The following is a 26,119-nucleotide window of genomic DNA, read 5'->3' on the forward strand; positions in this document are numbered from 1 at the left end:
CTTTTAAGAAAAATGGGTATCCCTCTTAACGGAAGTAATATCTATTGCTCGAGATAACAAATAAAGAGAAAGGAGGAGGACAATGAGTAGAAGATTTCTATTATTATCGATCAGGGGAGATTCTGCTTCGTTTTATGGAACCTCCCTATATCTGAAGTAAGGGGAAATTATTACATGAAAAAATGGAGACTACTTCTAAGGACGGAGAAAAAAACTTCGATAGAAGGAACAAAAATAGTCGAAATGATAGTACAATAAGTTTATATTCTTGTTGTCCTTTTTGGAATTTTATCCATATAGAAAGAAGAAATATCACCCAAAGTATAAATGTTTAAAGAAAGAAGGGAAGTCTTTGAAAAAATCTATCCCCAAAACATTGTTTTCCATTACTTTACTGGTTCTAGGCGTTATCCTATTACTCATTAGTATAGGTGTCATTTCCTTGGAAATAAAAAAAATATTTGTCATAATATATCCGTTTTTGTTGTTTATATATGGAAGTCTATCTCTTTATCATATTTCATTAAAGAGGAAAAATAATTTGTTTTTCACTTTATTTATTCTTGTGTTTTCAATTTTATTAATATTGGATCGATTCCAAGTATTGGAATTTGGTTTCGTGGATTTTTGGAGATTATGGCCATTAGTAATTATTCTTTTGGCATTAAGGCTTATTAGCCCAAAGAAATTTTCTTTTGAATATGATAATGGAGGAAACCGCTACACAAAGAAATCATTTCGAATTGGCGACGTGAAATATAACACAGACAACTGGTCTGTTGAACCAATGCATATATCTCATGGGATAGGAGATGTCTATATCGATTTTAGCAAAGCCTTTATTCCAGAAGGAGAAACTGAATTGTTTATACATGCTAGAATTGGTGACATAAAAATTATTGTTCCAGATGATTTAGCGATGAATGTTACTGCAGAAGCGAAAATTGGAGAAGTACGCATACTTCAATCAATTAGAGATGGGCTTGGAAATAGCTTAGAGTATGTAACACCCGATTATGAAGAGGCAATAAAAAAAATTAAATTGAATATTTTTATAAATATAGGCGATATAGCTGTGCAAAAGGTATAGGAGGAAACATGAAGCAGACAAGTAGCCGTTATGGATATTACCGAAATGTAGCTTTAACAAGTATGATTAGTGCTTTATTGTTATTTATAAGTATACAAATTTATTTATATTTGTTTTCTGCTTTTGTTATGACAGCTATAGAAAGTTTCATTTTAGCAGTTATTTGGTTTTTCCTAACTTCTATAATTGGTTTTTACTTCGCCTTTAAATGGAATAGCACGATTAAGAAGCAATTAGATGAGGTATTTTGGTTTACATCGTCTTTACGGAGAGGGAAAATACCAGGGAAAATGCAGCTATCCACGAATGAGTATGTATACGGTGTGAAAGAAGAACTTAATCAACTTGCAGACTATCAACAAGAACAAGTCCATTCATTGCAAAGATTAGCAAATGAAAAAATAACACTTGGCCAAACTGCTCATAATGCTGCAGTTATAGAAGAAAGGCAAAGACTTGCAAGAGATTTGCATGATGTTGTCAGTCAACAATTATTTGCATTAAACATGATGTCTTCTGCTGCATATAAAGTTTTTGACAGCAATCCAGTTTTGGCAAAAGAACAGTTAAAAGAAATTGTGTCGATTGCAGGAAAAGCACAAGGAGAAATGCGAGCATTATTGCTACATTTAAGGCCCGTTGAATTAAGTAATGATACATTGTGTGATGGAATTATTAAGCTAATTCAAGAATTGAAGGGAAAAACAACGCTCCATTTTTCTGCGAGCATTGATGAAATAGAAGGTTTAACTACGGCTGGACAAGAACATTTATTTCGAATCGTACAGGAAGCCTTATCCAATGTGCTTCGTCATTCCCATGCAGATAAAGTAAGAATCATTTTGGAAGAGCGCGGAAATTATGCTCATTTACATATTGGAGATAATGGAAAAGGATTTGATCCAACTATAGAAAGGATAGCTTCCTATGGATTAAAAACGATGAGAGAGCGTTGTGAAGAAATTGGTGGCATAATGGAAGTTCGCTCGAAAATCGGAGAAGGTACATATATTGATATTAGAGTTCCGACTAAGGGGTGGGAAAATGATTAAAGTAGTAGTTGTTGACGATCATGAGATGGTCCGGAAAGGGATTATTTCTTATTTAATGACAGAGTCGAATATACAAATTGTAGGAGAAGCCAATAGTGGACAAAATGCTGTTCAGCTTGTTTTAAAAGAAAAGCCAGATATTGTCCTGATGGATTTATTGATGGAAAACGGAAATGGAATTGAAGCAACTAAAGCCATTCTAACAGAATATCCAAGTTGTAAAATTATTATTATTACAAGCTTTTATGATGAAGCTCAAGTAATTCCGGCGATAGAGGCAGGTGCTTTTAGCTATTTACTAAAAACAGCGAGTGCCTTTGAAGTTGTTCAGGCTATTAATAAAGCCAATAGTGGAGAAGCAATAATTGAGCCTAAAGTTGCTAATGTTATGGTCAAAAAATTACGAGCAACAGAAAGAAAACCCCATGATGATCTAACAGAAAGAGAATCGGAAGTACTAATGTGTATTGGAGAAGGCATGACAAATCAAGCGATTAGTGAGGAATTATATATCGGGATAAAAACGGTAAAGACCCATGTTAGCAATATATTATCCAAGCTAGGAGTAGCCGACCGAACACAAGCAGCTGTTTATGCAAATCGAAATGGCATAATTAAGACAAGGTAGTTAGTTGTTCAGCAGGCTACAGGGATTATGTATGATTAATCTTCCTCTGGAATCGTTAATTGCATGAAATATGGTTTTCCATTAAAGATAGAATGCTGCGAATTATTCCAGCCTTTTTCACTATTATTTCCGATTGGCGCATTTGCATTTTCTGGATGCTGCATCCACTTAATATAGCTTGCTTTATTTTCCCATAGACAAAGGATAATAAAAGTATCTCCTTTTTTAGGACGGAGGAATCGAATGGCTTTCATTTCTCTATGTGGATTAGATGAAAAATATTTCATTATATTATGCTCATAAACAGGTTTATTATCTTCACTTACAGGTACATAATTCATTGTTATAAATCCGTTATTTTCTAATATTCCATAGGTAAATAAAATGTCATAGCTTCTTGGTTCCTTGAAAAAAGAAGGATTCTGACTTTCATGAAGCAGTATTGCCCTGTCACTATTTATATCTTGCATTAACAATAAAGTTTCTTTAGAAAATTCATTCTCGTATTTTTTCCATAAATAATCATATGTTCCGCTAGTAAGATAGATGTTCACTGATCTTCCTCCTATGTCACAAGATACTATTAGCATACAATAAAAATGGAAAAGTTACTATGGAAATAGAGAAGGGAGGCACATGAATAAACCTTTAACGGATTTTTAAATAATCGCAAATAGGAAGAAGCAGATGTTTTTCTAAGATGCTTTTAATTGTTGGGGTGCTGCATGGCTAATCGGATAAAAATGTCTAAATTGTGACAATCCGATGAGTTATCTATGCAAAGGTAGTGAAAAAGATATATTATTAAAATGTATGCATGATTGAGTGGGAGTAATTTTACATAAAATAAGGTGGAGTGTCTGGTGAGTGAGGACATTCCTTTTTATTGGGGATGATAAGTTTTTGAGAAAAGTAATTGGGAAAGTGCAAAAAAATTTCCCGCTTTCAAAACTTTTTACTTGCATAATATTTATAAATATTATAATTTAATAATGATTATAAATAAGTTGAGTATAACCACTAATATAGATACAATGGAAATCATACCTTTGAAAGGTGGACATTAAGAGGATGAGCAAACAAGTGAAAGATACATTTATTAAAGCGGCAAAAGGACAGCCGACTGATTATGTTCCGGTATGGTATATGCGACAGGCTGGTCGTTCCCAACCTGAATATCGAGCAATTAAAGAAAAATATTCTTTATTCGAAATAACACATCAGCCAGAATTATGTGCATATGTTACGAAATTACCAGTCGATCAGTATGATGTCGATGCAGCCGTGCTTTATAAAGATATTATGACACCACTTCCAGCAATCGGTGTTGATGTTGAAATAAAATCAGGAATTGGACCAGTGATAGAGAATCCCATTCAATCAATGGATGATGTTGCAAAACTTGGTATGTTACATCCTGAACAAGATATTAAGTATGTCCTTGATACGATTAAGCTCCTTACAACCGAGCAATTAGATGTTCCTTTAATTGGTTTTTCTGGTGCACCATTTACCCTTGCCAGTTATATGATTGAAGGGGGTCCATCGAAAAATTATCATAAAACAAAAGCATTTATGTATGCAAAACCGGAAGCCTGGACTACTCTTATGGATAAACTTGGCGATATGGTTATTACCTATGTAAAGGCACAGATTCAAGCTGGAGCTAGTGCTATTCAAATTTTTGATTCATGGGTTGGCGCATTGAACGTGGTAGACTATCGTATTTTTATTAAGCCTGTAATGGAAAGAATTTTTTCAGCGTTAAAGGATGAAAATGTACCACTAATTATGCATGGAGTTGGTGCAAGCCATTTAGCTTTAGAATGGAACGACCTTCCCCTCGATGTAGTTGGCCTAGATTGGAGATTACCTATATCTGAGGCAAGAAAAATGGGGATAAAAAAAGCAGTTCAAGGGAATTTGGATCCGGCAGTTCTGCTTGCACCATGGAGTGTCATTGAAGAGAGAACGAAAGCAATTATTCAGCAAGGTATTAAAACCCCTGGCTTTATCTTTAATTTAGGGCATGGCGTATTCCCGGATGTAGATCCAGCGGTGTTGAAAAGATTGACTGGATTTATTCATGACTATTCTGGTGATTTATTAAGCAAGCGTGAAGGTAAATAAAAATTATTTAAAAGGATATATAAAGAAATAAGATACAAAATAATAGGAAAGAAGAGAGGTAATGAAATGAGTCGTAAAAAAATGGGTCTTCTAGTGATGGCATATGGAACTCCATATAAAGAAGAGGATATTGAAAGATATTATACGGATATTAGACATGGCAGAAAGCCGACAGATGAAATGCTTCAAGACTTAACGAGTCGCTATGAAGCAATTGGCGGGATTTCTCCATTAGCAAAAATTACGATGGAACAAGCAAAAGGCTTGGAGGCCCGTCTTAATGAAATTCAAGAGGATATTGAATTTAAAATGTATTTGGGCTTAAAGCATATTGAACCATTTGTAGAAGATGCCGTAAAGATGATGCATGATGATGGGATAAAAGAAGCAGTAAGTATTGTATTAGCTCCACATTATTCTACATTTAGTATTAAATCATATAATAATCGTGCAAAAGCAGAAGCGGATAAGCTAGGCGATTTAATTATTCATAGTATTGAAAGTTGGTATAAAGAGCCTAAGTTTATCAACTATTGGGTAAATCAACTAAAAGAGACATATAGCAAAATGTCTCAAGAAGAAAGAGATAATGCAGCTTTAATCGTATCAGCACATAGTTTGCCAGAAAAAATTCTTCAATATGGAGACCCTTATCCAGAGCAATTAAAGGAAACAGCAGATTTAATTGCAAAAGGGGCAGGAATTTCTACTTATTATCTAGGTTGGCAAAGTGCTGGCAATACACCAGATCCTTGGCTAGGACCAGATGTTCAGGATTTAACAAGAGATCTATACGATAAATATGGATATAAAGCATTTGTTTATGTTCCAGTAGGATTTGTTGCAGAACATTTAGAGGTTTTATATGACAATGACTACGAATGCTTGGTAGTTACAAAAGAAGTTGGTGCAAGTTATTATCGACCAAAAATGCCGAACGCACAGCCAGAATTTATTGATGTATTAGCAACAGTCGTATTAAAAGAAATTGCCGTACCTACTAAAGGATAAGCTGAAAAATAATTTTTCTTGACATTATTATATTGTAAACGGAACCAAGTGATTATTACGAAAATCGCTTGGTTTCTTTTGTTGCAAGCAGCTTAACACTGTGATATATTCTTCTTTGTACTAACTGACCGAAATGTTATTTTAGTCAGTTTCGTAATAGAAGCGGTCTTTCATAAGGATGTTTTTCCTTTATATTTTTAAGATTAGAGTACATTGGAGACATGTTTTTGAGTGAACCAGTTAATGGAGAATATTTACTCGCTTAATAATAGGAAGGAAAAGACTGGTGCTTTGTTTTCTGCTTACATATGGAAAATTGCGCTATAAGAAAGAGGTGGGATATATGACTGTTGATCGTAGGAATCTTATTTTAGAAGCAGCGGCAAAATCATTTTCCATGTTCGGCTATAAAGCAACAACTATGGATCATGTCGCTAAAATCGCAAACGTAGGAAAAGGAACCATTTATACTTTTTTTAAGAATAAGGAAGAGCTTTTTTACGAAATCATAAATGATTTGATAGCAGAAATGAAGGAAAGAGCAGATGAGTCATTTGATCCATCCTCTACGTTTATGGAAAATGTCCATCGTGCATTGATGAATATGCTTGAGTACCGCAAAGAACATCAGTTGACGGTTAAACTTTTTCAAGAGCAACGAGAAATCGGCACTTTAGAAGTAAAGGAAGTTATTAGTCATTTAGAAAATGCCATATTAAATTATATGAAGATACGTGTGCAAGAGGCAGTAGATAAAGGGGAAATTCAAATAAAGGATACAGAATTAACCTCGTTTATTATCTTTAAAGTATATTTAGCATTAATATTTGAGTGGGAGAAAAACCACCCGCCTCTAAGCTCAGAGGAAATAGCTTCTAGTTTAGAAATGCATTTATTTTATGGATTATCAGGTGATTCTCTAGTTTCTAAGTAAAGGGGATTTGTAATTAATAATTGAAAGTAATGGAAAAGAATAATAGAGTTATGGAAAAATGGAGGGGAATTACATGAAACAAAGTTTATTAAAGGCAGAGCTGTCCTCTATTTTTAAAAATAAAATGATGCTCATTTCTGTTATTGCTATTGTATTTATTCCAATATTATATGCAGGCATCTACTTATGGGCCTTTTGGGATCCTTATGGAAACTTAGACAAATTACCCGTTGCAGTCGTTAATGAAGATACCGGGACAGAAATGAACGGGAAATCATTAGAGATTGGTAACGATTTAGTTGAAAACTTAAAGGACAGCGAAGATTTCCACTTTATTTTTGTTGATAAAAAAACAGCATATGAAAATTTAGAAAAGCAAAAGTATTATATGTTGATAGAGATACCAAAAGATTTTTCGGAAAATGCGACGACCTTACTTGAAGATAATCCACAGAAATTAGATTTGAAATATATCTCTAATCCTGGCTATAACTTTATTTCTTCTCAAATAGGGAACTCTGCAATTGAAAAAATTAAGCAAGGTGTAAGTAAAGAAGTAACGGAAACTTATGCGGAATCTATTTTTGAAAACATTACAGAAATGTCAGATGGCTTAAAAACAGCAAGCTCTGGTGCAAAAGATTTAGAAGAAGGAACAGATAAAATTAAATCTGGGACAGAAGAGGTTTATTCTAACTTAAAAACACTTGCTGAAAAGTCAATTCAATTTTCTGATGGTGTAAATAGTGCGAATGATGGAGTGAAAGAGCTAGCAGATGGTGCGGGGGATTTGAATAAAGGGTTATCGGAGTTACAATCCGCACAAGGGGAATTAAGTACTGCCGCTGAGCAATTACAAGCAGGGGATCAATCCATTCTGGATGGCGTGTCTCAAACAAAAGATGGAATCAATACAGTTAAAGCGAGTATACCTTCGCTAATCGAAGGGACAAATCAGCTTCAAACTGGTTCAGATAATTTATCGCAAAGTTTAACAGAATGGAGTGATAAATCAGAACAATTAGCTGCTGGAGCAAATCAATTAAATGAAGGTGCTAAAACCTTACAGGAAACAATAAATTCGATTATGCCGATGCTACAAGGATTACCAGAAGAAAATCAACAGCAGTTAATGGCAGCCATTCAAGGGTTGGTGGACGGAAGCTCTTCTATTGCTACAAATACAGTGGCTTTGAGCCAAGCAGCAGACCAGCTGGCAGAAGGTGGAGTGAGCCTTTCAAGCGGTCTAACTGAATTAAATGAAGGTCAAAAACAGCTTCAAACAGGTGTTAATCAGTTAAGTGATGGTAGCTCGAAGTTAGAAAGTGGGGTAAAGCAACAGGTAGCTGGTCAAGAACAATTTGTGTCTGGAATGAATCAGTATGCCTCTGAATTCTCAAAAGCTGTCGATGGGTCTTTTAATTTAGCTGAAGGTGCGAATACATTGCTAACAGGAATGAATACACTTGCAACTGGTTCCACTGCTTTATCAGATGGAACCAACTTGCTGAAAAACGGTTCAAAGGAACTGGTTAATGGAACTTCTACCTTATTGGATGGTAGTAAAGAGCTATCTTCTAAATTATCCGATGGAGCGGAGGAAGCAAGTTCCATACATTCGGATGAAAAAACCTATGATATGATTGCAGAACCGATTTTAGTGGACCAAGAAAAGGTATCGGATGTTCCGAATTATGGAACGGGCTTAGCTCCATATTTTATCTCACTTGGATTGTTTGTTGGTGCTTTAATGTTATCTATCGTTTTCTCTTTTGCCGAACCAGAGAGACAGCCAAAAAGTGGTATGCGTTGGTTTTTAAGCAAAACGATCATTCTAGTTGGAGTGGGTGTCTTGCAGGCACTAGTTGCGTCCTTTGTATTGCTCGTTATTTTGGGTATGGAAGTTCAAAGCGTACCGTTGTTTATCCTATTTACTGTTCTAACTAGTTTAGTATTTTTCTCGATTATCCAATTTTTTGTTACGTTATTTGGAAATCCTGGACGGTTTATTATCGTAATAATCATGATTTTCCAATTAACTACAAGTGCGGGAACATTTCCGTTAGAGTTAATACCAAATGTATTACAACATATCCACAATCTATTGCCAATGTCTTATTCAGTAGCTGGCTTAAAAGCGGTAATCTCAACTGGTGATTTTGAGTATATGTGGCATAATGCAGAGATTTTGGGGATTTATCCAATATTGTTCTTTGCAGGTACAGCTATTTACTTTATCTTTAAATATAGACGTCATTATATAAACAATGACATGGAAGTTACTGCGGAATAATAAGAAAGCTGCTGCTTTGTATCTTCATAGAAACTCTATTGGATATTTATGATAGAAATTCTTGAAGCTGCCAAATAGCAGCTTTTTGATTGTGCAGCCAAATCTGTGTTATAAAAAACTTTGCCAATTCTATGAAAAAAGTACAAATGAAGTGATTATTTCAGGTTTTTTCGTTATAGTATAAAAGGGTAATTAAATTCGGGAAAATAGGATATAATTCTACAAAATTTTAAGGGGTGTCTTTTTATGCTATTTATAGATAATAAAGGGATTACAGATCCGCGTATTAATCTTGCAATAGAAGAATATGCTTTGAAAAATCTAGACATAAATGAAACTTTTCTTTTATTTTATATAAATGAACCTTCCATCATTATTGGGAAAAACCAAAATACGATAGAAGAAATTAATACCGATTATGTAGAATCAAAAGGCATACATGTTGTCAGAAGATTGTCTGGTGGCGGTGCTGTTTATCATGATTTAGGCAATTTAAATTATAGCTTTATTACAAAGGATGACGGGGATAGCTTTCATAATTTTAGAAAATTCACAGAGCCTGTTGTCCAAGCGCTTAAAAGCATGGGAGTAAATGCTGAATTAAGTGGTCGCAATGATCTTCTTGCAGAAGGTAGAAAAATTTCTGGTAATGCCCAATTCTCTACAAGAGGAAGAATGTTTACCCATGGTACCTTGTTATTTGATTCTGAAATGGATCATGTTGTGTCAGCATTAAAAGTGAAAAAAGACAAAATTGAGTCAAAAGGGATTAAATCTGTAAGAAGTAGAGTAGCGAACATTACTGAATTTCTACCAGAAAAAATATCGGTGGAAGAGTTTCGTCGTCTTTTATTAGTTTATCTTTTTGACGGGGAAGAGAATATCCAAGAGTATGTATTAACAGAAGAAGATTGGGAGAAAATTCATCAATTATCAAAAGAAAGATACCAAAATTGGGATTGGAATTATGGAAAATCACCTAAATTCAATCTGCAGCATTCTCATCGTTTCCCAGTTGGGCAAATTGATGTAAGATTCGATGTGGTTAAAGGAATTGTGAAAAACTGTAAAATTTATGGTGACTTCTTTGGTGTTGGCGATGTAGAGGATATCGAGAAACGCCTTATTGGTATCCGCTATGACCGCGCAGAGTTAGAAAAGGCATTAGAAGACATTTCTATTAAGCATTATTTTGGGAATGTAACAAAAGAAGATTTTCTGCAATTGATTTATTAATAACTTCAGAGCATATTTTAGCATCTAAAATGATAGTGGTTATCCTATTGTTTAGGATGCTTTTTTACGTTCTTTCAGTGAATAATATTTCTTTAGTGGAATGGCGCGGACAATTTTTTATGTTTAACTGATAAAACAGTGTTAAACAGATGTCGATTCCAATGACTAATAAGATAAACAAAATAAATAGCAAAAAATACTCCTTTTAGTTCTAAAAATTCTTTTTTGGACTACTTATTAATAATAGGTTGTACTAGGCAGGAGGGAGATTATGACTAGAAAAATTGGTTTTTATGCAGTGGTTGCCTATGTGTTATACGGCTTGTTTTTTTATTGGTATTTATTTCAATACACTAGTCCAACTTTGCCATTTGAATTTCAGGGGTCTAGAGCTGATCCAAGTACTTTTCTAAATAGCAGAGAATTAGTATTAAGTGAGGAATATTCACGGGTAAGAAATTTCTTGTTTTTTATATCAACACCATTTGAATGGCTTCTATACTTATTCATTTTATTATTTGGTTTTTCGAAAGCATTTAAAAAATGGGGAGAGTCTTCTGCTAAATATAAGCCGCTACAAACAGCTATTTATTTATTTTGGCTGAATATAACAGCATTTGTTTTGACCTTTCCTCTTGGGTATATCAGTTATTCCTTATCAAAGACTTATCATATCTCTACACAAAGCTTTCCATCCTGGATGAAGGACGAAATGATTGATTTTTGGGTGAATTATGTTATTTTGTATCTCCTTGTCATCGTTTTATATTGGCTTATGAAAAAAAGTCAAAAGAGATGGTGGCTTTATGCATGGTTTTTATCTATTCCGTTTACATTATTTCTCACGTTTATCCAACCGGTTGTTATTGATCCGCTCTATAATGATTTCACCCCTTTAAAGGATAAGGCATTAGAGGCTGAAATATTGAAGTTAGCGAGTGCTTCGAATATACCAGCTAACCATGTTTTCGAAGTGAATATGTCTGATAAAACTAGTGCATTAAATGCATATGTTACTGGAATAGGAAGCAATGCAAGAATTGTCCTATGGGATACGAGTTTAAAGGAATTAGAGAATGACGAAATTTTATTTGTTATGGCACATGAAATGGCTCATTATGTAGAAAAACATATTTATATTGGGATAGGCATTTCTTTATTCTTTTCCTTGTTTGGTTTATATTTTGTTTATAAATTAATGCACTGGATTGTGAATAGATGGGGAGATGCACTTAAAATATCGAGAGTAGAGGATATCCATTCTTTTCCTCTAGTACTTTTATTAATTTCCATGTTGCTGTTTGCTGTAAATCCAGTAACTAATTTAATTTCAAGATATGAAGAAAAAAGGGCTGATGACTATGCAGTCCAATTAACAGAAGATCCAGAAGCAGGTATTGTTACTTTTCAAAAGTTAGCAAAAACGGGATTGAGTGAAGTAAACCCACCTTTATTAGTAAAAATATTCCGTTATAGTCATCCGACAATGCTAGAAAGAATCAGTAAGCTAGAAGAGGAAAGCATCCGTTTGCAAAATCAACAGCAAGAATGATCGTTTCCATGTGGGATACTACTAATCTTTAAAGACGAATAATCTCTAATTTAGCTCTTGAATAAAGCTACCTTTATTTCAAATAACGATAAACACGAAGTATTATGTAATCATTTTGCATAAATGCTCGTGTTTATTATTTTAAACATAGATGTAAAAACGACTTAGTTTTTATACTTGACTAAATTTAAAAACATAGATAACTATCATGAGCAAAAGATAAAGGATGTCTCAAAGGGCTTAATTCAGCTAGCTGGATTAGCTCTTTGGGGCATCCTTAAATTATTTAGAACTCTTTATTATCAAGTACCGAAGCGCTTACATAATAAGTTGAATTTAATACTTAGTTCGTTAAATTTTTCTTTATTTCGTTCATCAATGGCTTTATCAATCAAGGACATCAAACTTGCTTTTTCATTATTTAATTGAATTTCAGAAAGCAGCATTTCAATGTAGAGGTCTTTTACATAAGTTTCTGTGTTCTTTTTCTTGCCACTTAACTTTGTAAACTCAGTGTAGGACTTATCATTCATTGTCTTTCCCTCCTGATGCCTTTTTAATATTATATGGGAAAATTTGATAATTATCAATCTATTTTTTAATAATTTAGAAATTTGATTATAAAGTATGTCTATGTTCTGAAAATTTAGGAAGTATTTAGGTTAATTAGGTAAAAAGTGCTATTATTAGGTTAGTTTACTAAATAAAAGGAGTGATTTATTGATGGAAGAAAAATATGTAATAGTTGATAATTATGCTATTAATTATCATACGCGAGCAGTGCTCCCTTATAAGTTGGCTAATGGTGTTATCTATTCAAAGATATACGAACAAAATAACGTTTTTTTATGCAAACATAGCCCGCTAATGATTGTTAAAAATACCTGTAGTTATCTGGGGAGCTCCTATGAAGGAAGGAGAGAGGGAACTCGTCGGTTAATGACCTATTACCATAAGGTTCCAATCGTAATTGATCCATATAATTCTGTTTATTTTTTTCCTACTCATTCTCCTAGAAATCAAAACTGTGCATGGATTTCACTTCATCATATTCTTGACATTAAAAAAATAGAAGCATCCAAAGTAAGAATCACCTTCCAAAACTCACAAAAGATTGAAATAGGGATTTCCATCTATTCTCTGAGAAATCAAATAATGAGGACGAATTCATATAAAACTTTGCAACATTATAATTATGAAGCTAGTATGAATCCCAAACTCACGTATAAAAGTGGAATGGATAAACAGATAGAGCTGGCAGAAAACCAAATGAAATATAAAAAGAAGTGGAGTAAATCGGATAGCAATTGAAAAGGAGCTTTTTTTATTTACTTTTGTTAACTAATAGTAAACCTTTTGTATAAATAATACTCTAATAGTTCTTGAACTTTATTCCGAAGACGTGGGTTAAAGTAATTATGATATTCTTCATAACCGTTGTAAATAAACAAAAACATGGTAAATGCTTCATCACGATTTACTTCTTGAATCTTCAAAGCATGCTTATACATATAATTCTTCGTTTTTTTTAACTCCGTTTGTACTGCATTCATTGTATTTTCTATAAGGTCTATATAAGGTTGTTTTAGCTTAAAATTACTTTTTTTGATGACCTGCAGATCCCGATTAAGTATAGTTAAAAGCATAGGAAGATAAATAGCTTTTTCCATAATGTCCCTTTCTATTTCAGGAATTCGTGTCATAATCATTGACCCCTTCTTATATGTTATAGAACATTTGTTCTTATTCGATAATACCTTGTTTGGCTGTAATTTTCAAGTTGATAATGATATTTTTCACAGTCTCTAAAAAGCATGTTACATGTAAATTTAGGAAGGTGGATATTAATGCTGTAATTCCTGAAAAAATTTTTTAGAAGAAAAGAGAGAGAGAAGGAGGGGAAATTATTTCAGTTGTCGAAATATATAGTTACTTTAAATAAGGGAAGGAAGATGAAATTGAAAGAAAGCAATAGAATAAATGCAGAAGCTTTGTATGAATTAAAATCTGTCGTTGATCCTCAGGTTAATGAAAAAGGACAGGAATGTTTATATGTACTCACTTCCATTTGTAAAGAGACCGATAAGTATTATTCCAATATTTTTTATAAGCGTCTAGATACATTAGATACAACTCAATGGACATTTGGGAAAGATCGAAACTATTCACCAAGATGGTCACCGAATGGAGAACAAGTTGTCTTTATTTCGAATCGATCTGGGAAAAATCAATTGTTTTTATTAAATAAGCAAGGTGGAGAAGCAAAGCAACTAACCTTTTTAGCCAATGGAGTAAGTAATCCAGTTTGGTCCCCGGATAGCAAGGAAATAGCTTTTCAATGTAATTTAAAAATGGGAGAAACAGTTGAAGACAAAGAAAATATAACGGAGAAGAAAGAGGAAAAGGTTACTTCACTAGAAGTAACTAATATGAAGTACAAATCGGACGGCAAGGGCTTTTGGGATGGAAGCTATGATCATATTGCTATCATAAATATAGAAAGTGGCGATCTAGAGCAGATTACATCAGGAGAAAATAATTATTATGTGCAAAGCTGGTCCCCTGATGGACAGTACATAGCAATTAGTGCAGATGAAAGCGATGAAAAGGATTTTAGCTTTATTGCAGATATTTATCTATATAATAGAAAAGAACGGAACTGGAAGAAGGTTACAGAAAGTAATGGCTCTTATGGAAAAGCAACTTGGACACCTGATAGCAAAAGACTAGGATTGATAGGAAGTGGCAGAGAATACGAGAATGCGACTCTGTCAAAAATATGGGTATATGATTTAGAATCTGATTATCTACAATGCTTAACACCGGAATGGGATGTAAATGTTGGCGATTATGCAATCGGAGATTTTCAACAGGGATCTGTAACACCTGGCATACTATGGGGAGAGGATAATGAAAGCTTTACTTTTTTAGGAACTGACCATGGAAATACCATTGTCTATTTTGGAAATATTTCAGGTGCAATCTATCCGTCTCTTATCGATAATCATCATGTGTATGGGTTATCAACTGGCGGAAGTTTAAAAAGAGCGATTGTAGCTATTAGTACACCTACACATCCAGGAGATTTATACACCCTAAATTTAGAGACAGGCGAGGTTCAGCAAATTACAGATGTAAATAAAGAGTTTGCGGAAACACATACATTTTCTGAAGCTGAGCCATTACAATTTCATTCTCGAGATGGCTGGGAGCTGCATGGGTGGTTAATGAAGCCACAAGACTTTAAAGCGGGCGAAAAATATCCAATGGTAGTAGAAATTCATGGGGGACCACATGCAATGTATGCTAATTCCTATTTCCATGAATTCCAAACACTAACTTCTAATGGGTTTGCGGTATTGTTTATTAATCCGAGAGGAAGTCATGGCTATGGGCAGCAATTTGTAGATGCTGTACGTGGTGATTATGGCGGGAAGGATTATGAAGACATTATGGATGCGGTGGATTATTGTCTAGAGACATTTGATTTTATCGATGCTTCTCGTTTAGGGGTTACAGGAGGGAGCTATGGTGGCTTCATGACAAACTGGATTATAGGGCATACGGATCGTTTCAAGGCAGCAGTCACACAGCGCTCTATTTCCAATTGGATAAGTTTTTATGGAGTTAGTGATATAGGATACTACTTTACTGATTGGCAAATAAAAGCAGACTTAAATGATATTGAAACACTGTGGAAGCATTCTCCATTAGCTTATGTAAATAATATGCAAACACCATTGCTTATATTGCATGGCGAAAAAGATTTTCGTTGTCCAATTGAACAGGCAGAGCAATTATTTATTGCCTTAAAGGTGCAAAAAAAAGAAACGAAATTTGTCCGTTTCCCAGAATCAAATCATGAACTTTCAAGAAGTGGAAAACCTACACTTAGAATAGAAAGACTAAACTATATTAACAATTGGTTTTTGGAATATGTATAACGATTAAAAAAAGGGTGCCATCTGGCGCCTTTTTTTATGCGCAAAATTATTATTTTTGCCTATATAATCTGAAGCAAAATGGGTCTTCCATTTTTAAGATTAACTTATAAAATACCGAAGTATAAGTAAGTGTATATAAATAGAAAAAGTATAATTCTATCCTGTAATGTAATTTTAAGCAAGAAAAAAATGTAGAAAAGAACTTTTTTTGTTATGATAGTAAAAAGAAAGCTAACCATTAAGAAATGAAAGAGTTCAATAGCAAACAGGATTTACATGGAGAAGAAGGTCTATATTTTTGTACAAAGGTTACACTTGATAGTAATAATGAGTCATAAAAAATAAAAAAGAACTTTAATATGGAAAGGATTACTGAAATGGGGAGAGCGGAATATAGAAAAGGAAAGAAAAGAAGGAAATTACGTAAAGGGAGGGTTTTCTTTCTATTCCTGATTCTATTTATATTATTTGTCGGTATATACAGTATTATTCAATTTAAGCAAGGAGAAAAACAGTCGTTAGGGAAGATTGGAGTAGACGAGGTTAAATACGAATTTAATGGGGAAAAGGATAGTAATGGTGGAACGAATATCCTTTTGCTTGGAAGTGACCAGCGTAAAGGGGAAAATCAGTCTAGAACAGATACCATAATGGTAGCCCAATATCATCCTGATAATGGTACATATAAACTAATATCACTCATGAGAGATATGTATGTGGATATACCTGGATATAGTCAAGGGAGGATTAATACTGCCTATACTCTCGGAGGTCCTGAGCTTTTAAGGCAAACAATCAAACAAAATTTTGATATAGATTTGCAATATTATGCGATTATTAATTTTGAAGGATTTGAAGCTGTAGTTGATGAAGTATTTCCAGATGGTGTGGAAATCAATGTAGAGAAACAAATGTCTGAAAATATAGGCGTAACGTTGGAGCCAGGATTGCAACATTTAAATGGCAAGCAGTTACTAGGCTATGTGCGTTTCCGACATGATGCAGAATCTGATTTCGGAAGGGTGGCAAGACAACAAAAAACATTGCAAGCACTTGCTGATCAAGTTTCTGCTGTACAGACGTTTGCTAAGCTGCCAAAACTAGCAGGGGTAATAATGCCTTACATTAATACGAGTATGGAAACAGGGGATATGCTGTTTATTGGGAAGGAATTATTGACTTCAAAAAATCATGAGGTAGAGTCGCTAAGAGTTCCAGTAGATGGAAGTTTCCAAGATATGCGAGTAAATGGAGCTGCTGTCTTATCTGTCGATTTAGAAGCGAATAAAACAGCAATAAAAGAATTTTTGGCACAATAAATTGAAATTTCTTTAACATATTCTTTATATTTTAGAAAGAATAAAGAATTAAACTAGAATAGTTAAGTAGATTGTTTGCTAATAAATGCTATAGCAACAAAAGGTTCTAATAGAAGGGAAATGGTATGAAGTCCACTTGTGTTTTAAGTGGATTCATCAAAAACGCCATAGTTAAAAGAATACAAATACGAAAAGATGCGTAAGTTGTTATACAAGGGGTTTTGCTCATGGATATGAACTTAATTAAAGAATGGTTTACGCTTGAAAATATAATGGACTTAATTGACAGTTATCGCTCGTTCGGACCGTTGCCAGGGGTTTTATTGCCAATGATTGAGGCGTTTATCCCTTTTTTGCCGCTTTTTGTTTTTATTATGGCTAATGTAAATGCTTTTGGATTTTGGCTGGGATTTTTATACTCATGGGCTGGAACAATCTTAGGTGCATTGCTAGTATTCTCGATAATCCGAAAGTATGGGAAAAAAAGACTGCTGAGCTTTTTAAGAAAACATAAAAAGGTGCAGAAACCAATAATCTGGATTGAGCGACATGGATTTGGTCCGTTGTTCTTAATGCTATGTTTTCCGTTTACACCTTCTGCACTTGTAAATATAGTGGCTGGTTTATCGAGAATTAGTACGAGCCAATATGTGCTTGCCGTTATAGCAGGTAAACTAGTCATGATTAGTACGATTAGCTTTATTGGATATGACTTGAAATCAATGATTGCGCAGCCATTACGTACAATACCTGTTGGGATAGCTATCTTTATTCTTTGGGCTATTGGGAAACGAATCGAGATAAAAATGAATAATGCGGGAATGGAAGAGAAAGAGAGAAGCCATTAGAAAAGATGGTCTGCAAAATTTGTTTGGAGGAGATAGAGGTTGAAAGAAGCTATAAAGAAAGAAAGCATAGAATGGTTAAAGGCATTTGCAATCGGGATTATCATCTTTGTTATAATTCGTGCTTTTTTCTTCTCCAATTATGTAGTGGAAGGTGAATCGATGATGCCTACATTACAGGACGGAAACAAATTAGTTGTTAATAAAGTTGGTTATAAAATGACTGATTTTGATCACTTTGATATTATTGTTTTTCATGCAAATGAAAATGATGATTATGTGAAACGAGTAATTGGCATCCCTGGAGATAGAGTAGAATATAGAGATGACCATCTATTTATAAATGGGAAAAAGTATGAGGAGCCATTTCTAAATGATTATCGTAAACAAGTTTCATCCGGAAGGCTAACGGGGAATTTTACGTTAAAAGAAATAACCGGGGAGGCTACTGTTCCAAAAGGGAAATTATTTGTATTAGGGGATAATCGATTAGGAAGTTGGGATAGTCGCCATTTCGGATTCATTTCCATTGATCAAGTAGTTGGAAAAGTTAGCTTGCGTTATTGGCCATTTAATGAAATTCAATTTACCTTTTAGAAGGATGGATAAAGGAGAACTCAAGTTTGAGTTCTTTTTCTTTATGTTGTTTTGATTGGTATAAAGTCAGGAGATATCAGCACACGAGGAGTAATAAAGCTTTTCCCTATTTCTCATTTCTTCACGACTATTCGAGTAGTATCGTTTAAGTTGAGGATGAGAAAAATATCCAGTGTCGCTTTTCTATGGAAACATGTGTTTCTATGATATGATGTTATATACATATAAAGTATTATGGTGATAGAGAAAAAAAGGGGAGGGATTGGATGACTGTTCGCTTATTAGCAGGTCGATCTGGTACTGGAAAAACAACGTTTTGTATAGAAGAGATCCAAGCAAAGCTTGCCGCAAATCCGGAAGGCAATCCTGTTATTTATATTGTCCCAGATCAGATGACCTTTTTATCCGATCAGCGATTACTATCCGGATCTGAGGTTCAAGGAATGTTTCGGGCACAAGTGTATAGTTTTACTCGTCTTGCTTGGAGAATATTGCAAGAGACTGGTGGAATTAGTCGCTACCATATAAATAGTATTGGTGTTAATATGCTCATACGCAAGATTATTGAAGAAAATAAAAATAAGCTAACTCTTTTTAAAAAGGTAGCCGATAAAAATGGATTTATAGAGCAGGTTGAACAACTAGTCACCGAATTTAGGAGATACACGGTTACTCCTGAAGAACTGCTAACAACAAAAGAACAAATAGAGGACAACCAGGAATCAGCAAAGGCATTAATGGATAAAATCAGTGATCTTGAACTAATATATGAGCAATTTGAACAAAGATTGATCGGTAAATACATCGATGGAGAGGATTATTTTCGTTTACTTGCGGAAAAGATGAGTGAATCCTCCTATTTGAAAAGTGCGGAAATTTATATCGATGGTTTTTATAGCTTTACTCCTCAAGAATATTTGATTATTCAACAGTTAATGCACCTTTGTGAAAGGGTAACAATTACCAATACATTAGATCCTTCATTTTCACAACATGATGACTTAAGCTTATTTCGAATGTCGACAGAATCCTTTCAAACCATTCACTCCATGGCCAAGCAAGTAGGAGTTGAAGTTGATATTGTAGAGTTTACGGAATATAAAAAAGATAGCCATCCGTCGTTAATGCATATAGAAACTCATTTTGACAGCAGACCAGTTCAAGCTTATACAGAAGAAACAACAATCAAATTTGCGGAAAGCATTAATCCACGCGCAGAAATAGAAGGGATTGCGCGGGAAATTGTCAAGCTTGTTAGAGATAAGCACTACCGTTATCGGGAGATAAGTTTACTTTCTCGTAATTTGGCTACGTATCAAAATATTATTGAAACGGTTTTTAGAGACTATCATATTCCAATATTTATTGATCAGAAAAGCAGAATGCATGATCATCCTTTAGTAGAACTGATTCGTTCTTCTTTAGAAATTTTTGAAACAAATTGGCGTTATGAGCCTGTATTTCGTTCTATAAAAACGGAGTTACTTTTCCCACTCCATGAACGCAAAAATAATATTCGAGAAAAGGTAGATAGACTTGAAAATTATTGTCTTGCTTATGGAATAAAAGGAAATAAGTGGACTTCCAAAGAGCGTTGGAAATATAGAAGAATCCAAGGATTAGAATGGGAGCAAGGAGTTCAGACAGATGCAGAAAAAGAATTCGAGCAAGAATTAAATGAACTGCGTTTGTCTTTAACTGCGCCGTTAATTCGCCTTCAAAACCGTTTGAAAAGAGGGAAAACAGGACGCGCTAAATGTGAAGCTTTATATCTATTTTTAGAAGAACTTGAAGTACCGCTGAAAATGGAATACTGGAAGAATGAGTTAGAGGAAAAAGGAGAGCTAGTAAAAGCTGGAGAACATGATCAAGCATGGAATAGCATAGTGGAAATGCTTGATCAATTTGTAGAAATACTAGGAGAAGAGGAATTTTCAACGAAGCAATTTGCAACAGTTGTGAATGCCGGTTTAGATACATTGAAATTCTCCCTCGTTCCTCCAGCCCTGGATCAGGTTTTAATCGCCGATATAGAGCAGTCTCGGTTAAATGATATAAAAGTAGCGTTTGTTATCGGTCTAAACGAAGGTGTTTTTCCATCGAGATTTCAGGATGAAGGAATACTTGCAGACACGGATAGAGAAGCTTTGCAACAAAAAGGAATGAAGCTAGCTCCTACAAGTAAAACGAGACTGTTAGATGAAGAATTTCTTGCATACAAAGCATTTACTACGCCATCTGATTGTCTTTACTTAACCTATCCGTTAGCAAATGATGAAGGGAAATCTATTTTGGCATCTACTTATATCAAAAGAATGAGAGATTTATTTCCTAATGCCACTACTCTCTTCTTTATGTCAGATCCAAAAGAGCTGTCAGAAGAAGGGCAGCTGGATTATGTGGTCCATTTTCAAACGACCTTATCTTATTTAACAGGACAGCTTTATTTAAAGAAAAGAGAATATCCTATCTATGATTTCTGGTGGGATGTTTACAATGAATATATAGAGAATACAAATTGGAGAGAACCTGCCAAAAAGGTGTTCTCTAGTTTAACGTATCAAAATCAAACAGAAAAATTATCAGAACAAACAAGCAGTGAATTATATGGAGATACTATTTCGGCAAGTGTCTCTAGGATGGAATTATTTCATGCTTGTCCATTTTCACATTTTGCGACACATGGATTAAAGCTCCGAGAACGACAAGTATATCGCTTAGAGGCACCGGCAATCGGTGATTTATTTCATGCTGCCTTGAAATATATAGCCGAAACAGTGATGAATAAGGAGTTAATGTGGTCTAGTTTAACGAGAGAGCAATGTGAGCGGCTTGCAAAGGATGCCGTAGATATGCTCGCACCTAAATTGCAAAATGAAATATTGCTTAGCACAAATAGACATCATTATATAAAAAGAAAGTTAGAGCAAATCATCAGTAGGGCTTCCCTTATTTTAAGCGAACATGCTAAGCATAGTGGCTTCTCACCAATTGATTTAGAACTAGAATTTGGTCCAAAAGGAAAGCTTCCATCCATTTCTTTTCCGTTAAAAAACGGTTCAAATATGGATTTGATTGGAAGAATCGATCGTGTCGATAAAGCGGTTGTTGGAGAAGAAGTATATTTAAGAGTCATCGACTATAAATCAAGTAGCCAAGAATTAAATATGAATGAAGTATATTATGGACTATCTTTACAGATGCTTACTTATTTAGATTTAATTATTACAAACAGTACAATATTAGTAGATAAGGAAGCGAGCCCAGCAGGAGTATTATATTTTCATGTACACAATCCGATGATTTCTAGTAAGAAAATATTAACATTAGATGAAATCGAAGAAGAATTATTGAAGAAATTTAAAATGAATGGGCTAATGCTTGGAGAAGAGCGAGTTATTCAGCTAATGGATGAAACGTTAGAAAAAGGGAGTTCTCCAATTGTGCCAGCAGGTTTTAAGACAGATGGAACTCTAACAAAAGCTTCTAAAGTCGCAACAAAAGAAGACTTTAGTGAAATGCAAAAGTTTGTTCGCCATAAATATAGGGATTCAGGAAACAAAATTATTAGTGGGGAAGTAGGCATTGAACCGTATCGCTTAAATGAGAAAAAGCCTTGTACTTTCTGTTCGTTTAAATCTGTTTGCCAATTTGATGAAGCATTAGAAACAAACCAATATAGACAATTGCCAGCCTATTCAAAGGATGAAGTGCTGCAATTAATCCGAGAGGAGGCTAACAGGAATGAAAGAGATTAGCATACCGGACAAGCCAGCAGATGTAACCTGGACAGATGATCAATGGAAGGCGATTATGTCTAGTGGGCAGGACATTTTAGTTGCTGCTGCAGCAGGATCTGGAAAAACAGCTGTTTTAGTAGAAAGGATGATTCGGAAAATTGTATCCGATCAGCCGATAAATGTCGATGAATTGCTTGTTGTTACGTTTACGAATGCGTCTGCAGCTGAAATGAAGCACCGGATTGGAGAAGTATTAGAAAAGGAAATTAATGCGAATCCAACATCTCAGCATTTAAAAAGACAATTGGCGCTTTTAAATAAAGCTCATATCTCGACAATTCATTCTTTCTGTTTAGAAGTCATTCGAAAATATTATTATGTTATTGATTTAGATCCAGGATTTAGAATTGCAGATGAAACAGAAGGACAATTATTAAGAGATGAATGTTTAGAAGATCTATTTGAAGAGGAATATGGGAAGGAAAATAATGTAGCATTTTTTGATTTAGTTGATGCCTTTACAAATGATCGCAGTGATGATGCTTTGCAGCGAATGATTCAAGAAATATATGATTTTTCTCGTTCTAATCCATTTCCTTCTGCTTATTTACAGTCTTTAATCAAGATGTATGCTATCGGAGAAGATGCAGATATCATGGAATTACCATTTGTGAAGCATTTAATCGATGATGTGGAACTGCAATTAGAAGGAGTAAGGAAGCTACTTGAATATGGCTATGAATTGACGAAGCTTCCGGGAGGGCCAGCACCACGTGCAAGCAATTTTCTAGAGGATTTGGAATTGGTTTCCATTCTTGAAAAAGCAAAGGCTCAATCTTGGGAAACTTTATATGAGGCAATGCAGAAATTGAAATTTTCACGAGCAAAGCCTTGTAAAGGAGACGACTATGATCCTTCACTAGTAGAAGAGGGGCAAAGAATTAGAGAGCGTGCCAAAAAAATATTGCAAGAAATGCAAGGTGATCTTTTTACAAGAAAGCCGCAAAGCTTTTTAAAGGATATGGCGGAGATGAAGCCACACGTGGAGACACTTGTTTATCTAGTGGAAGCCTTTGGAGAAAGATTTCAGCAAATAAAAATGGATAAAGGATTAGTCGACTTTGCTGATTTAGAGCATTATTGTCTATCCATTTTAAGTCGTCCAGAAGAAAATGAACTAATTCCATCAGAAGCTGCATTATTTTATCGAGCTCAATTTAAAGAAGTCCTTATAGATGAATACCAGGACGTGAATTTAGTTCAGGAATCTATTCTAAAACTAGTGACAAAGGATAGAGAATCGGAAGGAAATCTTTTTATGGTCGGGGACGTAAAACAAAGTATCTATCGGTTTCGATTAGCGGAACCAAACTTATTTTTAGCCAAATATCTTCGCTTTCAAGAGCGGGAGGATGCTGGCTTTAAAATTGATTTAGCAAAAAACTTTCGAAGTAGAAAAGAAGTATTAGAAGGAACGAACTTTCTCTTTAAGCAAATTATGGGAGTAAAGGTAGGCGAAATTGAATACGATGAAAGTGCTGAATTAAAGCTAGGTGCGAGTTATCCAGAAGAAAATTCTTATCCGATTGAAATTGCATTAGTAAATCAAAGTGCTGATTCTAGTGAAGATAGTGAAATAGATGGAGAGACAACAGGTATAGATGCAGCAGAACTAGAGCAATCACAATTGGAGGCAAGAGTTATTGCTGAAAAGGTTAAAGAATTGTTGGAAACAAACCAAGAGGTATATGATGCAAAACAAAAAGCATACCGACCAATTCGTTATAAGGATATGGTCATTTTATTACGGTCCATGACATGGGCTCCGCAAATTATGGAAGAATTAAAGCAGTATAATATACCGACATATGCTAATTTAACAACCGGTTATTTTGAATCAACAGAAGTGGATATCATGATGTCTTTACTAAAGGTTATTGATAATCCATACCAAGATATTCCTCTTGCATCGGTTCTTCGCTCCCCGATTGTTGGGTTATCAGAAGAGGAGTTAAGTAAATTGCGAATTGCGAAAAAGCAAGGAGCTTTTTATGAAGCTATTCAGGTGTATATCCATATGAACAGGATGAAAGAAGAAGAACTATATGAAAAAATCAGACCGTTTTTTGATAAATTGGCTGAGTGGCGTTCGGAGGCAAGAAGAGGAGCTTTATCGGAGCTGATTTGGAAGCTGTATCGTGAAACGTATTTTTATGATTTTGTTGGGGGCTTACCAGCAGGAAATCAGCGTCAGGCTAATTTGCGTGCACTTTATGATAGAGCTCGTCAATATGAAGAGACGTCGTTTCGTGGGTTGTTCCGCTTCCTTCGCTTCGTGGAGAGAATGAGAGATCGAGGAAATGATTTAGGTGCTGCAAGAGCCTTAACGGAACAAGAAGATGTTATTCGAATTATGACCATTCATAGCAGTAAAGGCTTGGAATTCCCTTTTGTGTTTATGGCAGGTATGGGGCGCAATTTCAATACGATGGATTTAAGAAAAAACTTTTTACTTGATAAGGATTTAGGCTTTGCTACGAAATATATTGATGCGAAAAAGCGTATATCCTACCCATCTCTTCCTCAAATAGCGTTTTCCAAAAAGAAAAAAATGGAGCTCCTTGCAGAAGAAATGCGCGTATTATATGTTGCTTTAACTCGAGCAAAGGAAAAGCTGATTTTAATAGGTGCTGTAAAAGATATAGAAAAGGCAAAACAAAAATGGTCACAGATTGCAGGACATTCGAATTGGCTTTTAAATGAATTTGATCGTGCACAAGCTAAGTCTTATTTAGATTGGATTGGACCGGCGTTAGTCAGACATCGGGACAATACATGGATTCATTTAGAAAGCTGGAGTGAAAAAGACGAAATTTCTTCCCATCCATCCAATTGGGAAGTGAAAGTATTGCAAAAAGAAGAGCTTTTAACCCGATCCGTTGAGGAAGAGGTAAAGGATGAGGAATGGTTAAATAAAATAGTAGAGGGGAAAAAAATAGAAAGTTCTTCTGTTTACAAGGAAGCAATAAAAGAAACATTTGCATGGTCGTATTCTTCAGAAGAAAGTACGTCACATCGCTCCAAGCAGTCTGTTTCTGAATTAAAACGCCAAGGGGAACTGCGAGATGCTCAAAGTGGAACAGAGCTAGTAAAGGCGTGGAAGCAAACCGTGTGGAATCGACCAAGGTTTATGCAGGAAAAAAAATTAAGTCCAGCAGAAATTGGAACCGCAATGCATATGGTTATGCAGCATGTAGATGTAAAAGCGGAGGTTACAGAAGCTAGTCTGAAGCAATTATTAGAAGAGATGGTTAGAAAAGAATTATTAACAAGTGAGCAAGTGGAAGTAATTGATATTTCCTCTATCCTATCTTTTTTCCAGTCCTCTCTAGGAAAAAGAATGAAGCAAGCACCAAAGCTTGTACGTGAAATTCCGTTTAATATTGCCTATCCAGCAAGTCGAGTATATGCAGACTGGTCGGGAGAAGAAGAGCCAGTTCTTGTACAGGGGATTATTGATGTATTCTTTGAAGATGAGTTAGGCACGGTGTTGCTTGATTATAAAACAGACACGATAACAGCCCGGTATAAAGGTGGATATGAAGAGGCTAAGCCAATCCTAGAATCACGGTATAAAATACAAATGGAGCTATATACAGAAGCATTAGAAAAAATCTTAAAGCGAAAAATAGAAGAGAAATATTTGTTTTTCTTTGATGGTGGACATGTGTTAAAGGTATAAAAAACA

At 34.7% G+C, this 26,119-nt stretch carries 19 protein-coding genes; 16 read left to right on the forward strand and 3 right to left on the reverse strand.

What is annotated here, in order from left to right; translation table 11 throughout:
• The first annotated feature begins 376 nt into the window (after nt 1–376).
• The 3 genes from liaF to ACWNMZ_RS06930 are packed head-to-tail and all read left to right on the forward strand — an operon-like array spanning nt 377 to nt 2,770.
• A complete protein-coding gene (gene liaF, locus ACWNMZ_RS06920) occupies nt 377–1,090 on the forward strand; it encodes a cell wall-active antibiotics response protein LiaF (RefSeq protein ID WP_449598501.1) in 714 nt (237 codons plus the stop codon).
• An 8-nt stretch (nt 1,091–1,098) separates the two neighbouring features.
• Nucleotides 1,099–2,142, forward strand: a complete 1,044-nt coding sequence (locus tag ACWNMZ_RS06925; protein ID WP_349204127.1) for a sensor histidine kinase — start codon at nt 1,099–1,101, stop codon at nt 2,140–2,142.
• Entirely contained in the window at nt 2,135–2,770 is a 636-nt protein-coding gene (locus ACWNMZ_RS06930; RefSeq protein ID WP_349204126.1) for a response regulator transcription factor, read from the forward strand. Before ACWNMZ_RS06925 ends, ACWNMZ_RS06930 begins: the two co-directional genes overlap by 8 nt.
• A 35-nt stretch (nt 2,771–2,805) precedes the next feature.
• Here the strand turns inward: ACWNMZ_RS06930 and ACWNMZ_RS06935 are convergent, their stop codons facing one another.
• A complete protein-coding gene (locus ACWNMZ_RS06935; protein ID WP_048717151.1) occupies nt 2,806–3,324 on the reverse strand; it encodes an antibiotic biosynthesis monooxygenase family protein in 519 nt (172 codons plus the stop codon).
• 517 nt (nt 3,325–3,841) lie between these two features.
• Here ACWNMZ_RS06935 and hemE point away from each other — a divergent pair.
• From hemE to ACWNMZ_RS06965, 6 genes are all read left to right on the forward strand, one after another.
• On the forward strand, nt 3,842–4,900 hold the full coding sequence (gene hemE / locus ACWNMZ_RS06940) for a uroporphyrinogen decarboxylase (RefSeq protein ID WP_031536652.1): 1,059 nt from the start codon (nt 3,842–3,844) through the stop codon (nt 4,898–4,900).
• A 66-nt stretch (nt 4,901–4,966) separates the two neighbouring features.
• Nucleotides 4,967–5,911, forward strand: a complete 945-nt coding sequence (gene hemH, locus ACWNMZ_RS06945) for a ferrochelatase (protein WP_449598457.1) — start codon at nt 4,967–4,969, stop codon at nt 5,909–5,911.
• Between the two features lie 343 nt (nt 5,912–6,254).
• Nucleotides 6,255–6,845 carry a TetR/AcrR family transcriptional regulator gene (locus tag ACWNMZ_RS06950; protein ID WP_031536650.1) on the forward strand — a complete coding sequence of 197 codons (591 nt, stop codon included), beginning with the start codon at nt 6,255–6,257 and terminating at the stop codon, nt 6,843–6,845.
• 73 nt (nt 6,846–6,918) lie between these two features.
• Nucleotides 6,919–9,138, forward strand: a complete 2,220-nt coding sequence (locus ACWNMZ_RS06955) for a YhgE/Pip domain-containing protein (protein WP_031536649.1) — start codon at nt 6,919–6,921, stop codon at nt 9,136–9,138.
• Nucleotides 9,139–9,384: 246 nt separating this feature from the next.
• Nucleotides 9,385–10,374 carry a lipoate--protein ligase gene (locus tag ACWNMZ_RS06960; RefSeq protein ID WP_031536648.1) on the forward strand — a complete coding sequence of 330 codons (990 nt, stop codon included), beginning with the start codon at nt 9,385–9,387 and terminating at the stop codon, nt 10,372–10,374.
• A gap of 271 nt (nt 10,375–10,645) precedes the next feature.
• On the forward strand, nt 10,646–11,926 hold the full coding sequence (locus tag ACWNMZ_RS06965; protein WP_235251555.1) for a M48 family metallopeptidase: 1,281 nt from the start codon (nt 10,646–10,648) through the stop codon (nt 11,924–11,926).
• A 302-nt stretch (nt 11,927–12,228) separates the two neighbouring features.
• On the opposite strand, the gene ACWNMZ_RS06970 is transcribed toward ACWNMZ_RS06965, so the two are convergent.
• Nucleotides 12,229–12,459 carry an IDEAL domain-containing protein gene (locus tag ACWNMZ_RS06970; RefSeq protein ID WP_031536646.1) on the reverse strand — a complete coding sequence of 77 codons (231 nt, stop codon included), beginning with the start codon at nt 12,457–12,459 and terminating at the stop codon, nt 12,229–12,231.
• 190 nt (nt 12,460–12,649) lie between these two features.
• Between ACWNMZ_RS06970 and ACWNMZ_RS06975 the strand changes: the two genes are divergently transcribed.
• Nucleotides 12,650–13,237, forward strand: coding sequence for a competence protein ComK (locus tag ACWNMZ_RS06975; protein ID WP_048717148.1), 588 nt, complete (start codon nt 12,650–12,652; stop codon nt 13,235–13,237).
• Between the two features lie 26 nt (nt 13,238–13,263).
• Here ACWNMZ_RS06975 and ACWNMZ_RS06980 read toward each other — a convergent pair whose 3' ends face one another.
• Nucleotides 13,264–13,629 (reverse strand): hypothetical protein, encoded by a 366-nt coding sequence (locus ACWNMZ_RS06980; protein WP_031536644.1) that lies wholly within the window; start codon nt 13,627–13,629, stop codon nt 13,264–13,266.
• Nucleotides 13,630–13,878: 249 nt separating this feature from the next.
• Here ACWNMZ_RS06980 and ACWNMZ_RS06985 point away from each other — a divergent pair, with 249 nt between their 5' ends.
• The 6 genes from ACWNMZ_RS06985 to addA all read left to right on the forward strand — a co-directional run bounded on the left by ACWNMZ_RS06985 (nt 13,879) and on the right by addA (nt 26,113).
• A complete protein-coding gene (locus tag ACWNMZ_RS06985) occupies nt 13,879–15,870 on the forward strand; it encodes a S9 family peptidase (protein ID WP_449598503.1) in 1,992 nt (663 codons plus the stop codon).
• 359 nt (nt 15,871–16,229) lie between these two features.
• A complete protein-coding gene (locus ACWNMZ_RS06990) occupies nt 16,230–17,189 on the forward strand; it encodes an LCP family protein (protein WP_449598461.1) in 960 nt (319 codons plus the stop codon).
• 227 nt (nt 17,190–17,416) lie between these two features.
• Complete coding sequence (locus ACWNMZ_RS06995) at nt 17,417–18,037, forward strand: TVP38/TMEM64 family protein (protein WP_449598463.1); 621 nt, start codon at nt 17,417–17,419, stop codon at nt 18,035–18,037.
• Nucleotides 18,038–18,076: 39 nt separating this feature from the next.
• On the forward strand, nt 18,077–18,631 hold the full coding sequence (gene lepB / locus ACWNMZ_RS07000; protein WP_449598465.1) for a signal peptidase I: 555 nt from the start codon (nt 18,077–18,079) through the stop codon (nt 18,629–18,631).
• A 266-nt stretch (nt 18,632–18,897) separates the two neighbouring features.
• On the forward strand, nt 18,898–22,389 hold the full coding sequence (gene addB / locus ACWNMZ_RS07005; protein WP_031536639.1) for a helicase-exonuclease AddAB subunit AddB: 3,492 nt from the start codon (nt 18,898–18,900) through the stop codon (nt 22,387–22,389).
• Nucleotides 22,376–26,113 carry a helicase-exonuclease AddAB subunit AddA gene (addA, locus tag ACWNMZ_RS07010; protein ID WP_449598467.1) on the forward strand — a complete coding sequence of 1,246 codons (3,738 nt, stop codon included), beginning with the start codon at nt 22,376–22,378 and terminating at the stop codon, nt 26,111–26,113. The genes addB and addA overlap by 14 nt, the downstream gene beginning before the upstream one ends.
• Nucleotides 26,114–26,119 lie beyond the last annotated feature (6 nt).

It is taken from the genome of Niallia sp. Marseille-Q9988 (genome assembly GCF_976954375.1).

Coding starts and splice junctions, on each gene's coding strand:
- ACWNMZ_RS06985 (WP_449598503.1), top strand. CDS start 13,879: ATGAAATTGAAAGAAAGCAATAGAATAAATGCAGAAGCTTTGTATGAA.
- ACWNMZ_RS06955 (WP_031536649.1), top strand. CDS start 6,919: ATGAAACAAAGTTTATTAAAGGCAGAGCTGTCCTCTATTTTTAAAAAT.
- ACWNMZ_RS06990 (WP_449598461.1), top strand. CDS start 16,230: ATGGAAAGGATTACTGAAATGGGGAGAGCGGAATATAGAAAAGGAAAG.
- ACWNMZ_RS06925 (WP_349204127.1), top strand. CDS start 1,099: ATGAAGCAGACAAGTAGCCGTTATGGATATTACCGAAATGTAGCTTTA.
- ACWNMZ_RS06970 (WP_031536646.1), bottom strand. CDS start 12,459: ATGAATGATAAGTCCTACACTGAGTTTACAAAGTTAAGTGGCAAGAAA.
- ACWNMZ_RS06995 (WP_449598463.1), top strand. CDS start 17,417: ATGGATATGAACTTAATTAAAGAATGGTTTACGCTTGAAAATATAATG.
- ACWNMZ_RS06950 (WP_031536650.1), top strand. CDS start 6,255: ATGACTGTTGATCGTAGGAATCTTATTTTAGAAGCAGCGGCAAAATCA.
- hemE (WP_031536652.1), top strand. CDS start 3,842: ATGAGCAAACAAGTGAAAGATACATTTATTAAAGCGGCAAAAGGACAG.
- ACWNMZ_RS06960 (WP_031536648.1), top strand. CDS start 9,385: ATGCTATTTATAGATAATAAAGGGATTACAGATCCGCGTATTAATCTT.
- addA (WP_449598467.1), top strand. CDS start 22,376: ATGAAAGAGATTAGCATACCGGACAAGCCAGCAGATGTAACCTGGACA.
- ACWNMZ_RS06930 (WP_349204126.1), top strand. CDS start 2,135: ATGATTAAAGTAGTAGTTGTTGACGATCATGAGATGGTCCGGAAAGGG.
- ACWNMZ_RS06980 (WP_031536644.1), bottom strand. CDS start 13,629: ATGACACGAATTCCTGAAATAGAAAGGGACATTATGGAAAAAGCTATT.
- ACWNMZ_RS06975 (WP_048717148.1), top strand. CDS start 12,650: ATGGAAGAAAAATATGTAATAGTTGATAATTATGCTATTAATTATCAT.
- hemH (WP_449598457.1), top strand. CDS start 4,967: ATGAGTCGTAAAAAAATGGGTCTTCTAGTGATGGCATATGGAACTCCA.
- ACWNMZ_RS06965 (WP_235251555.1), top strand. CDS start 10,646: ATGACTAGAAAAATTGGTTTTTATGCAGTGGTTGCCTATGTGTTATAC.
- addB (WP_031536639.1), top strand. CDS start 18,898: ATGACTGTTCGCTTATTAGCAGGTCGATCTGGTACTGGAAAAACAACG.